The sequence below is a fragment of the Haloferax sp. ATCC BAA-644 genome (assembly GCF_000336975.1).
GTDB lineage: Archaea > Halobacteriota > Halobacteria > Halobacteriales > Haloferacaceae > Haloferax > Haloferax volcanii.
Window position 1 is genome coordinate 46,850 of record NZ_AOLF01000025.1, and the last position, 11,455, is coordinate 58,304.

The window sequence follows — 11,455 nt, forward strand, 5'->3', positions numbered from 1 at the left end:
GCGGCGCGCGAAGTTCCGCCTGCGCCACAGTTATCCGTTCCCACAGTATAGTGGGACGTATGAGCACGGAATCCGCGAGTGGCGGCGGCGATGTGGCGGTCACGGTCACGCCCGCGGCCGCGGACGAAGCCGTCTCCCTCCTCGAAGGGGAGTCGATGGACACCGACGTGGCCGGACTTCGGCTGTTCGTCCAGCAGGGCGGCTGCGCCGGACTGTCCTACGGGATGCGCTTCGACAACGAACCGGAAGACGACGACACCGTCGTCGAACAGCACGGCCTCCGCGTGTTCGTCGACCCCGCGAGCATGAACTACATCGGCGGTTCGACCCTCGACTTCGAGGGCGGCCTGCAAGGCGCGGGCTTCCACGTCAACAACCCGAACGCCGAGAGCAGCTGCGGCTGCGGCGAGTCGTTCCGGACGTAGGGACCAATTTCTTAAGCCACCCGCGCGCGAATCGGTGGCATGGCCGAACTCCAGACCCAGACCGTATCGAGCGGTAAGACCGTCTTCGTCGCCACCGACGAGCCCGAACGCGGTTCGAAGGGACCGTTCTACGTCGTCTATTCGACCGAGGACGCCGAGAACCGATGGGGCTATCTCTGCGGCAACTGCGACTCGTTCGACACCGCGATGGACACGATGGCCCGCATCGAGTGCAACAACTGCGGGAACGTCCGCAAACCCGAGGAGTGGGACGCCGCTCACGAGTAGCCGGGCGTCTCGGCGCGACCGTTCGTCAATTATTGGTATGGTATGGCGTGACAATCTTTATCAGGAGTGCGGGTGTACGTAGACGTGCATGGCCCAGGCTTCGATGCCTCCCGTTCAGGAGGCTCGGTCGATATTCGGCCGGCTCGGCTACTCCGTCTCGGGGGACGGACCCGATATGCTGGCCGAACGCAAGTGGCGTACGGTCCACGTGACCGCACTGAGTTCGCGCGAAGCGACCGAATGCCGTCCGGTGCTCGCAGACGGCGGCACCGAGACACCGTATCGGTTCCGCTGCTTCGTGACGTGGGACGACCACATCAGCGCGCTTCGAGAGCGGCTTCGCGGTATCGACCTTCCATACGAGTGGGCAATCATCGGCGTGTCGAACGGTGGTGGGAACGACTACGAGGTCGTTCACGGCACGAACACGTAATCGAAACGGGGCGTCTTCGCCCAAACGTTTTCTCAGCCCGTCGCTAACGGACGAGCATGTCGCAGGCCGCACAGACGGAGCTGGCGCAATTCGTCCGGAGCAGACGACTCAACGCGGCGCTCGCGTGGCTGTTCGTTGGCTTCCTCGTCGCCGTCGCCGTCGGGAGCGTCGTCACCGGCGGCGACCTCGTCTGGGGCGGCTTCGCGGCCGTCGTGGCCGCGGTCACCGTCGTCCCGGCCGTCGCCTTCCGCGAACCGCGAGCGATGCTGCCGTGGGAGGTCGTCGCGCTCGCCTCGCTCCCGCTCGTCGCCCGCGTTCTCGTCCGGGGCCAGACCATCGGCGGCGTGACGTTCACCGGGCGCGTGTCGACGTACCTCGCGGTGGCCGCCATCGCGCTCATCGTCGCCGTCGAACTCGACGTGTTCACGCCGGTCCGGATGAACCACTCCTTCGCCGTCTTCTTCGTCGTCATCGCCACGATGGCCGCCGCGGGCGTCTGGGCGGTCGTCCAGTGGCTCTCGGACCTCTACCTCGGGACGCGCCTGCTGTTGAACGGGCGGCCCGAGCACGTCGTCGAGGCGGGACTGATGTGGGACTTCGTCGCCGCCACCGTCGCCGGACTCGTCGCCGGATTGCTGTTCGAGTACTACTTCCGCCGCCGCGCCGGGTCGCGCGAGCGACTCCCCGAGGAGGTGGCGGAGATGGCCGAGGAGTCGGAGGCGGCGGAGGTAGCCGGGCTGTCGGACGCGGCGGAGACGGACCGCGATTCCCGCGCGCCGGAGGGAGGTGAGTCGCCGTGAGGATTCGCTCGCACCTCCGTATCGACGAGCGGCGGCAGTCCCAACTCTCGCGGGCGATGCAGGTCGTCCTCGTCGGTCTCGTCTTCATCGGCCTCGACCGCGGGAACCTCGGCATCGTCGTCAACGCGCTCGTCGGTCTCGGCGTGACCTATCTGCCGGCGATACTCGAACGCGACTACCGCATCCCGATGGACGCCGGGCTGACGCTCTGGATATCCTCCGCGGCGTTCCTCCACGCGGTCGGGACGGTCGGCTTCCCCGGTTCGGAGACCAGTTTCTACGCGGGCGTCTGGTGGTGGGACCATCTCACGCACGCGCTGTCGTCGTCGGTCGTCGCGGCCGCCGGCTACGCGACCGTCCGCGCGGTCGACGAGCACACGGCGGACATCTACCTGCCGCCGCGGTTCATGTTCGTCTTCATCCTGCTTTTCGTCCTCGCGTTCGGCGTCTTCTGGGAGGTCATCGAGTTCGCCATCTCCGGGGTCGCCTCGCTCGCCGGCACCGCGTCGGTGCTGACGCAGTACGGTCTCGACGACACGCTCCTGGACCTCGTGTTCGACGCCGTCGGCGGCGTCATCGTCGCCATCTGGGGCACCGCGCATCTCTCGGACGTGGTCGGCGCGTTGCAGCGGCGGTTCGAAACGGCATCCCGCTGACACGAATCGGCGGGACCAGGCCGTCAGAATCAGCCGACAGCAGTCGATTTCTCTCGAATCCCGATATACATTTGTACACGGACTGAGACGTTCACACCGATGTCGAGTTGGATCGGTGACGGAGACGAGGACGCCGCCGACGCGTTCGAGACGGTCGGCCGTCGCCGGCAGATTCTCCAAGCGCTCTCGACGGAGTCACTTTCGAAGGCCGAACTGGTCCGCACGCTCTCGGTCTCTCGGTCCACCGTCGACCGCGGCGTCGAGCGACTCGTCGGGCTCGGTCTCGTCGAGCGGTCGAACGGTAGGTTCGTCGCCACGAGCGCGGGTCGAGTCGCGCTGGAGACACACGACGAAGCGATTCGGGCGATGGCGAACGTGCTCGGCGCGGTACCCGTGCTCGACCACCTCCCCGAGTCGGTCGAGCCGCCACCCTCGCTGTTCCGCGAGGCGGTCGTCTGTACCGGCGACCTCTCGGAGATGGAACGGCGCGCACCGCTCGATTTCGATATCAACGAGGTGACGGAGCTCGCCGGCTTCAACGGCCCGTTTCTGTTCAGTAACTGGCCCGAGGCGCGCGAGCAGCTCACCCGGCTCGGCGACAGCGTCACGCTCGTCCTCTCCGCGGAGTCGCTCGACTGGCTCTCGAACCGCTATCCCGACGGCCTCGACGCCATGGTCGACGCCGGCGTCCGCGTGTCCGCGGTCGACGAGGACCCGACGTTCGGCGTCGTGGTCATGGACCGACCGACGACCGCCTCCGTCACGCTCGTCGTCTACGACCACATGTCGGCTCCGGAGGCGCTGGTCGTGAGCTACGAGCCCTCGGCCGTGGCGTGGGGTCGCAGACTCGTCGCGGCGCGCGCCGAGACCGCGCGCGCGTATCGGCCCGACGAGTGAGCCCGCGACGGCGCGATATGGGATGACCCGTCCGCCCACCGCCGTCGAATCAGGGACGATTATTTGTGATAGTACGACGAAGGGTCCGACGAGATGGTGTTCAAGAAAATCACCCTCGTCGGTCGGAGTGCAGAGAGTTTCGACGCCGCCGTCGACGACGCGATTAACCGCGCGGAGGAGACGCTCGCGGGCGTCCACTGGGTCGAAGTAAAGGAACTCGGCGTCGAACTCGCGTCCGTCGAGACGCGAGAGTACCAAGCCGAGGTCGAAGTCGCGTTCGAACTCGAGGGAGAAGACGACGAGTAGCGGCGAACTCGCCCGCGTCGAGGCGCTGGCGGCTGCCCCGGTTCGCCGCCGGTTCCGCGCCGTCTCGCCCGCCCGCGGGCCGTCCCGACGGCTTCTTATCCGCCCGCACCGCCACATTCGAGAAGCGAATGCCTCGGCTCCTCCACTACTCCGACATCGAGAACGTCTTCGACGACTCCGAGCGCGCCGGCCGCCTCGCGGGCTGCGTCCGCGCCCTCGACGGCGACGACACCCTCGTGGTCGGCTCCGGCGACAACACCGCGCCGGGCGTCCTTTCTCTCGTCGAGCGCGGCGGACAGGCGCTCGACTTCTACGACGCCGTGGACGCCGACCTCGAAACGTTCGGCAACCACGACTTCGACTACGGTGCGACCCGGACCCGCGAACTCGTCGCCGCGAGCCGGCCGACGTGGGTCACGAGCAACGTCCGCGGCGAGGACGGCGGTCGGTTCGCCGCCGCCGAGGGAACCGTCCCGCGAACGACCCGCGAGGTGGACGGACTGACGCTCGGCTTCTTCGGCGTCACCGACCCCGCGACCGGCACCATCAACCCCGAGGCGACCGACCTCGACTTCGCGGACCCCTACGCGGCCGCCTCGGTCGCGGCCGACGCCCTCAGGGACGACGGCGCGGACCTCGTCGTCGTGCTCTCGCACCTCGGGAGCGGCGACGACGAACTGGTCGCCCGGTGCGACGTGGACCTCGTCCTCGGCGGCCACGTCCACGCCGAGCGCGACGACGTGGTCGACGGCGTGCCAATCGTCCGCCCCGGCGCGAACGGCCACGTCGTCTGGGAGGTCCGCGTCGCCGCCGACCGAATCGAGACGGTCCGCCACCGGACCGCCGAGTACCGTCCCGACGCGGAACTCGTCGCGGCGCTGGAGGGCCGGGTCGACGCCGCCGGCCTCGACGAGGTGCTCTGCCGCATCGACCGCCCGATGGACCGCGCCGAGGAGACCGTCGCGGCCGGCGAGTGTCGCGTCGGCAACGCCATCGCTGACGCCTACCGCTGGGCGACCGGCGCGGACGTGGGACTCCAGAACAGCGGCGGTATCCGCTCCGGCCCGCCCGTCGGCCCCGAGATAACCCACGCCGACCTCGTGAGCCTCGTTCCCTTCGAGGAGCACCTCGTCGTCGCCGACGTGACCGGCACGGAGTTGCTCGCGGCGTTCGGGGCCGCCCGCGGTGCCGAGATGGGCTTCGGGGAACCGGACTGGTGGCACGCCCACGTCAGCGGCGCGCGCATCGTCTGGGACGACGACCGAAACGAGGTCGTCGAGGCGTTCGTCGGCGGCGAGCCACTCGACCCGGAGGCGCGCTACACCGTCGCCACGAGCGACTACCTGCTCCACAGCACACAGGAGTTCCCGGCCATCACGCAGGCCCACCGGGGCGGCGAGTTCGAGATTCAACACGACGCGCTGGCGCGCTACGCCCGCGAGGTCGGCTTCGACGCCGCCGTCGAGGGGCGCATCGAACGCCGGTCGGCCAGCCGCGCCGACGACTGAAGCGGAGACGGAAAGAGCGTGAGCAACGGCGACGCGGCCGTCGGAGAGGGAAAGGTTCACGCACGCCCGGCGAGTGGTCTCGGAGTATGACACGGGTCGTGGTCCCGGTTCGGTATCCGCTCTCGAAGCACTCCCGGGCGACGCTCGAAGAGGCCGTCCGCGTCTCGCGCGAGCGCGACGCCGAACTGACGGTCCTCCACGTCGACCTCTACCAGTCGAACCGCGGCGTGACGCGGACCGAACTCAAGCAGGCGGTCGAAGCCGAGTTCGGGCCGCTCGTCCGCGCGCGCTACGTCGTCCGCCGGGGCTTCCTCGTCGAGGAGACGATTCTCGAAGAGGTCGCCGCCGAGGAGGCCGACATCGTCGTCATCGGGTCGAAACAGGCGAGCCGCTGGCGGCGGATGCTCCGCCGGTTCCTCGACGACCCCGACATCGACGTCTTCCTCCGCGAAAAGCTCGACTGCACGGTCATCACCGTCCGCGCCGACGACTGAGCCGGCGGCGCACGGGCCGGTTCGGTTCGAGTTCGGACTCGGATTCGAGTTCGGTTCCCCCGTTTTCGATGCGACCAGTTTCGACTGCGTTCGCCGTTCCCCGTCAGTTCTCGGCGGTATCCGCTGACTCCGCGTCCGCCGAGTCCGGGGCGTCGGTCGCGTCGGCCGAATCAGCCGCATCGACCGGGGCTTCGCCGCCCTCCCCGGAGACCGGGTGGGTAGGCGCTCCCGGTGCCGGCGACGCGGTGGCGTGACGCCGGTTCGCGCCCTCGTCGCCGGTGACGTGGAGGCTCCCGCTCGTCTCGTCGAAGACGAGGTGCGTGTGCGGGTAGGCGAACTCGACGGTCGCCTCTGACTCCTCGACGTGCGTCCAGAGCCGCGTCTGGACCTCCGACTGGATGCGGCCGATTTTGTACGGTTTCAGCGCCCAGTAGCGGAGGCGCAGGAGGACGCCGTTGTCGGCGTAGGAGTTGATGTAGGCGGTCGGCTTCGCCGGGTAGCGGGCGCTCCCGATGCGGATGTCCGGCCCGCCTTCGACCACCGCGTCGCAGTCGCGGGCGGCGCGCTCGACGAGGTCGCGGGCGGCGTCGATGTCCGACTCGTAGGTGACGAGTACGTCGAGCGACAGGCGGGTGCGCTCGTCCTCCGCGGAGTAGTTGATGACGTCGCGGTCGCGGATATTCGAGTTCGACATCACGAGAAAGGTGTTGTCGAGGGTGAATATCTTCGTGTAGCTCAGGGTAATCTCGTCGATGAAGCCCTTCGTGCCGTCGTCGAGTTCTATCATGTCGCCGATTTCGAACGGCTGGTCCGAGAGGACGAACACCCCGTTGATGATGCTCCCGACGATGGGCGCGAGAACGATACCGAGCACCGCCGAGAACACCGTCACCGAGAGGACGATGTCGCCGAGTTCGAGGCCGAGCACGTTCGCGCCGACGCCGACGCCGACGAGGACGATAGAGAGGCGGACGATTCGGAGCACCGTCTGGGCGACGCTCTGCCGGCGGAACTGTCGGGCGACCGGCCGGCCGAGCAGGCGGACGATGTACTTCGAGAGCCCGACCGACAGGGCGACGATGACGAGGGCGACGGCGATACGCCACCCCGGAAACAGGAAGTAGTCCGGCACGAACGCCGGCGGCGTGAGCGCCGTCGACTGGAGCGGGGCGACCGCGAGGTGGCCCCCCGCGGTCGATACCCCGCCGACCGCGGCCGACGCGTCGGCACCCCCCTCGACTCCGTGCATGGAACCCGCAACGGGGAGCGGCGAAAAAAGGGTTGTTACTCCGGGGGGTTCGGTCGGGGTGAACGGCTACGTGTCGGGCCGTCGCAGTATCCGCATGGCCGACGCGACGACCGCCCGCCTCGCCGCGCTTCGTCCCGCTTGCCTGATTCGACTCGCTCCGCCCCGCTCCGCTCTGCTCCACCCGTCGTCCTGCCGTCCCGCCGTCCCGCGACTGTCGGCCGACGACCTGCCATCAGTTGTGCCACTTGTTTTCGGAATTTCGTGCTACTCGGATTTCAGTAAATGATTTAGGTGATGCCGTACACGTCACGAGCATGGCTGACGAACTGCGGCTCACCATGGAGCGAGTCGGTGAGCGCTTCAACCTCGGCGAGTACGAAATCGACGCGTATCTGGCCGTTCTCGAACACGGACAGTTGACGGCGAGCGAAATCGCCGACCGAACCAGCATCCCCCAGCCGCGGGTGTACGACACGGTCCGAAGCCTGTCGGACCGCGGCCTCGTCGAACTCCGCGAGTCGCGCCCGATGAAAATCGTCGCCGTCGACCCCGACGACGCCTTCGCGAACGTCAAGACCTCGCTGGAGGAGCTCATCGAGGAGTTGGAGGCACGCTACACCGCCCCCGCCCGCGACACCGAGGCCGTCTCGCTCGTCAAGTCGCGGTCGACCATCCTCCGCTACATCGAGGAGATTATCGAGGCCGCGGAGTACGAACTCGTGCTCTCGTTGACGCCCGACCTGCTCCGTCGCTTCCGCGACGACCTCGCGGCGGCCATCGACAGCGGCGTCAGCATCGACCTGCTCGTGACGCCCGCCTCCCGCGCGCCCGACCCCGAGGAGTTCAACTACCTCGACGTGGCGACCATCGCCCGCGCCCGCCGCGGCATCACCTCGCCCGTCCTCGCGGTCGCTGACGGCGAGTACTCCATCTACGCGACCCAAGACGCCCTCCGCGACGACCGCGACCGCTACGGCGTCATCTTCAACCGCTCCGCGCTCGGCTTCCTCGTCAGCGGCTTCTTCGGGACCGTCCTCTGGAGCACCGCCGAGACCATCGTCGCAAACGGCAAGCGCCGGCCGTTCCCGCGCCGCTACGCCTCCATCCGCCGGGCCGTCAAGGACATCCGCGAGATAGACGGCGACTTCTACGCCTCCGTCTCCGGCCGCGACATCGAGACCGGTGACCCCGTCGTAGTCGAGGGGCGCGTCATCGAGACGGCCTTCGAGGACACGGAGGAGGTCGCGTCGCTCCACATCGAGACCGAGGAGGGCGTCGTCGAGGTCGGCGGGCTGGTCGCCGCGCTCGAAGACGTCGAAGGACAGGAGATTCTGCTCGGCCGCGACGAGGTTCCGAACCGCGACGAAATCGTCTGAACTCGCAGCGTCAGTCACCGCACGCATCGCCGCACGCAGCTTTTCGGGCCCCCTCGCCTCGCCGGCGACCGACTACTCGTCGGGGAACTCGTAGACGACCGCGCCGCAGTCCGCACAGCCGAGCACCTCGTGGTCCGGCGAGTCGTACAGCCCCGCGGTGCCGCCGCAGCAGTTGCGCGTCGTCGTCTCCTCGACCGGGCCGCCGCAGTCCGGACAGACCTCGACGAACATCCGCATCGGCTCCGTGGCCGCGAGCGCGACCGTCGGGTCGACCCCGCGCTCGACGACCGCGTAGAGGGTCGCCACGTCCGCGATGGCCTGCGACCGGGAAATCCACACGGACATCGAGGGACCGTCCAGCGAGATGCCGTCGAACTCGGCGTCGACGGTCGCCTCGAACGGGACCGCGTTAGCGACCGCCTCGGAGAGTTCCTCGTCGGTGGTCTTGCGGAGCGACGCCATCGTCGACTCCCACTCCTCGCGGGCGTCGTCAGTGAGGAACAAGCCGTCTTCTTCTTCGACCAGCACCCCGGCGGTCAGGAGCGCCGACAGCATCGCGTCGGGGTCGACGTTGGCGTCGAGCGATTCCGAGCGGCGGTCCGGACCGCCCTCGTCGCCGTGGTCGAAGGCGCCGGCGAGACCGACCGCGGCGACCAACTGCGGCGCGAACGAGGGCGTGCCGGGGACGACGTAGCCCCGGAGGTACACCGACAGCGCGCCGCCGACGAGGACGACGAGACCGGCGACCGGCGAGAGCACGCTGACCGCGAGGCCGACGACGACGACCAGCGCGATGTTGACGGCGGCACACGGGAGACAGCGGTTCTCGCCGGTGTGTTCCGGTCGCCTGAGTGAGTCGATGACGGACATGGTGTGAACAGCGGGGCTGTGAGGGGTGTGCGTTCGCGGTGGTCAGTTCGCCGGGGGCGTCTCGGTCTCGGTCTCGGTCTCGGCCGCGTCGAGGCGAATCGCCTCGCCCGTCTCCGACGAGCGGTAGATGGCGTCGATGACGCGCTGGACGGCGAGGCCCTGTTCGACCGTGTTGCGGCCGGGGTGTTCGCCCTCGGCGACGGCCGCGAGGAACGCCTCCTGTTCGGTCTTGTGGGTGTCGTTGTCCTGCGTCTCCACGTCCGCGGTCGAGAGGTGGTTGCCGCCGCCGACGCCGTCCTCGTAGAACTGGAGGTCGTGGCTCGCGCGGTCGAAGCGGACGCCGCCCTCCGTGCCGCGGAGGAAGAACTCGTCGTTGGTCGGGCGGTTCGTCGCCCACGCGACTTCGAGAGAGATGGTCGTCCCCTCGTCGGTACGGATGAAGGCGCTCGCGGAGTCGTCCACGTCGAAGGCCTCCGGGCCCACGTCCTCACCCCACATCTCGACGAAGGTGTAGTCGTCGCGGTCACCGAACTCCGAGCGGGTGACGCCGGAGACCTCGACGACCTCGGGGAAGTCGAGGAAGTAGAGCGCGAGGTCGATGGCGTGGACGCCGATGTCGATGAGCGACCCGCCGCCGGCGACCTCCTTGGAGGTGAACCACGACCCGCGCCCGGGGATGCCGCGGCGGCGGACGTAGTTGGCCTCGACGTGGGTCACGTCCCCGAAGCGGCCCTCCTCGTAGTGGTGGCGGACGACCTCGACGGGGTTGGCAAAGCGGTTGTTGAAGCCGACCATGCAGAAGCCGTCGGCGTCTTCGGCCGCCGCGGCGATTCGCTCGGCCGATTCGAGCGAGTGCGCCAGCGGCTTTTCGAGCAGCACGTCGAGGCTGGCGTCGAGCGCGGCGACGGCGTACTCCTCGTGGAAGCGGTTCGGCGTGGTGATGATGACCGCGTCGACCTCCTCGAACAGTTCCGACTTCTCCTCGTAGGTGTTCACGTCGTACTTCTCCGCGAAGCGGCGACGGGCGTCCGCCTGAATGTCGAGGCCGCCGACGAGGGTCGCGCCGAGGTCGACGAGGCGGTCTGCGTGGTGGTGTCCGATGTTGCCGAGGCCGACGATGCCGACCCGGACGGATGATTCGGTACTCATGATTCGATGATTAACTACTGGTAGTGTTAAGTTTCACGTTCTTTGGGCTGATTTGCCAGAATCGGCCGCGAGACTCCGGTCAGAGAGCGTTTTCCACTGTGACGGGTGGCACGCAATAGAGGCGGAGTGCGGCGAGCGACACGGGTCGATTCGGGTCAGTAGAGCTGTTCTTCTCGCTCCTTGCGTTCTTCCTCGCGGCGTTTTTCTTCCTTGAGGCGGCGTCGCCCGCGGAGGTACTGCTTGCCCTTCGGGATGAACTTGTTCTTCAGGTCGAGCAGGAACGAGACGATGCCGTAGGCCCAGAAGAAAAACAGGACCGTCATCCCGCCGAGGTAGAACAGGCCGAGTTCGTTGACCATTGTGTGGGTGGGTGTGCTGTGGGTTGGTTCGGTGCGCGTTGTGCGGGCTGTGCGAGTCGGAGGCGGGACGGCGACGAACCAGCGGCGGCCGCGTTACGGCCGCGTCAGTCGTCGCTTTCGGCTTCCGTGCCGGGAGCGCCGCTCGTCTGGACGGGCGTCTCGATGCCGTGGCTGATGGCCTCGCCCGTCGCCGTGTCGAAGAGGTGGACGCGCGAGCGGTCGAGGACGACCGTCACGTCTTCGTCCTCCGCGATGTCGGTGTCGGGGGCGACGCTCATCAGCAGTTGGTCGTTGGCGACGCCGCTCGTGTCTTCGAGGTCCGTCTCGGCCGACTCCGAGAGCTTCAGGTAGACGAATATCTCGTCGCCCATCGGTTCGAGCACGTCGGTCACGGCGTCGATGCGGTGGCTCGGGTTCGACACGAGCGACTCCTCGTCGACGAGGTAGACGTCTTCCGGGCGGATGCCCATCGTGACGTCCGTCCCCGGTTCGACGCCGAGGTCCGCGGGGTCGAACTCCACGTCGATGTTGGTCGACGTGAAACCGTCGGCCGCGACCTCGCCGTCGAGGAAGTTCATCGAGGGCGAGCCGATGAAGCCGGCGACGAACAGGTTCGCCGGCTCGTTGTAACAGACGAGCGGCGGG

14 protein-coding genes and 1 pseudogene are annotated in these 11,455 nt (G+C 68.1%); 10 read left to right on the plus strand and 5 right to left on the minus strand.

The window, feature by feature from the left end:
- The first annotated feature begins 59 nt into the window (after window positions 1–59).
- From C458_RS11980 to C458_RS12020, 9 genes are all read left to right on the plus strand, one after another.
- The gene (locus C458_RS11980; RefSeq protein WP_004062279.1) at window positions 60–425 is read left to right on the plus strand and encodes an iron-sulfur cluster assembly accessory protein; all 366 of its coding nucleotides are present in this window, start codon (window positions 60–62) and stop codon (window positions 423–425) included.
- A gap of 39 nt (window positions 426–464) precedes the next feature.
- Complete coding sequence (locus C458_RS11985) at window positions 465–713, plus strand: DUF5816 domain-containing protein (RefSeq protein WP_004042840.1); 249 nt, start codon at window positions 465–467, stop codon at window positions 711–713.
- A gap of 88 nt (window positions 714–801) precedes the next feature.
- On the plus strand, window positions 802–1,146 hold the full coding sequence (locus tag C458_RS11990) for a hypothetical protein (protein WP_013035460.1): 345 nt from the start codon (window positions 802–804) through the stop codon (window positions 1,144–1,146).
- Window positions 1,147–1,202: 56 nt separating this feature from the next.
- On the plus strand, window positions 1,203–1,946 hold the full coding sequence (locus tag C458_RS11995; RefSeq protein WP_008576029.1) for a hypothetical protein: 744 nt from the start codon (window positions 1,203–1,205) through the stop codon (window positions 1,944–1,946).
- Window positions 1,943–2,602, plus strand: a complete 660-nt coding sequence (locus C458_RS12000; RefSeq protein WP_008576030.1) for a hypothetical protein — start codon at window positions 1,943–1,945, stop codon at window positions 2,600–2,602. The genes C458_RS11995 and C458_RS12000 overlap by 4 nt, the downstream gene beginning before the upstream one ends.
- A 99-nt stretch (window positions 2,603–2,701) precedes the next feature.
- On the plus strand, window positions 2,702–3,499 hold the full coding sequence (locus tag C458_RS12005) for a winged helix-turn-helix domain-containing protein (RefSeq protein ID WP_008576031.1): 798 nt from the start codon (window positions 2,702–2,704) through the stop codon (window positions 3,497–3,499).
- 93 nt (window positions 3,500–3,592) lie between these two features.
- Window positions 3,593–3,805, plus strand: a complete 213-nt coding sequence (locus C458_RS12010; protein WP_008576032.1) for a dodecin — start codon at window positions 3,593–3,595, stop codon at window positions 3,803–3,805.
- Between the two features lie 128 nt (window positions 3,806–3,933).
- The gene (locus C458_RS12015) at window positions 3,934–5,313 is read left to right on the plus strand and encodes a bifunctional UDP-sugar hydrolase/5'-nucleotidase (RefSeq protein ID WP_008576033.1); all 1,380 of its coding nucleotides are present in this window, start codon (window positions 3,934–3,936) and stop codon (window positions 5,311–5,313) included.
- Window positions 5,314–5,399: 86 nt separating this feature from the next.
- Window positions 5,400–5,807, plus strand: a complete 408-nt coding sequence (locus C458_RS12020) for a universal stress protein (RefSeq protein ID WP_008576034.1) — start codon at window positions 5,400–5,402, stop codon at window positions 5,805–5,807.
- A 103-nt stretch (window positions 5,808–5,910) separates the two neighbouring features.
- Here C458_RS12020 and C458_RS12025 read toward each other — a convergent pair whose 3' ends face one another.
- Entirely contained in the window at window positions 5,911–7,056 is a 1,146-nt protein-coding gene (locus C458_RS12025) for a mechanosensitive ion channel family protein (RefSeq protein ID WP_008576035.1), read from the minus strand.
- Between the two features lie 314 nt (window positions 7,057–7,370).
- Here C458_RS12025 and trmB point away from each other — a divergent pair, with 314 nt between their 5' ends.
- Window positions 7,371–8,432 (plus strand): HTH-type sugar sensing transcriptional regulator TrmB, encoded by a 1,062-nt coding sequence (gene trmB / locus C458_RS12030; RefSeq protein ID WP_008576036.1) that lies wholly within the window; start codon window positions 7,371–7,373, stop codon window positions 8,430–8,432.
- Between the two features lie 72 nt (window positions 8,433–8,504).
- On the opposite strand, the gene C458_RS12035 is transcribed toward trmB, so the two are convergent.
- The 4 genes and pseudogenes from C458_RS12035 to C458_RS12050 all read right to left on the minus strand — a co-directional run.
- A complete protein-coding gene (locus tag C458_RS12035) occupies window positions 8,505–9,302 on the minus strand; it encodes a hypothetical protein (protein ID WP_008576037.1) in 798 nt (265 codons plus the stop codon).
- A gap of 42 nt (window positions 9,303–9,344) precedes the next feature.
- Window positions 9,345–10,451, minus strand: a complete 1,107-nt coding sequence (locus C458_RS12040; RefSeq protein ID WP_008576039.1) for a Gfo/Idh/MocA family protein — start codon at window positions 10,449–10,451, stop codon at window positions 9,345–9,347.
- Between the two features lie 155 nt (window positions 10,452–10,606).
- Window positions 10,607–10,810: a hypothetical protein gene (locus C458_RS12045; protein ID WP_004042869.1), complete on the minus strand. Its 204-nt coding sequence runs from the start codon at window positions 10,808–10,810 to the stop codon at window positions 10,607–10,609.
- A gap of 104 nt (window positions 10,811–10,914) precedes the next feature.
- A pseudogene (locus tag C458_RS12050) lies at window positions 10,915–11,455 on the minus strand (ABC transporter ATP-binding protein); the annotation flags it as partial.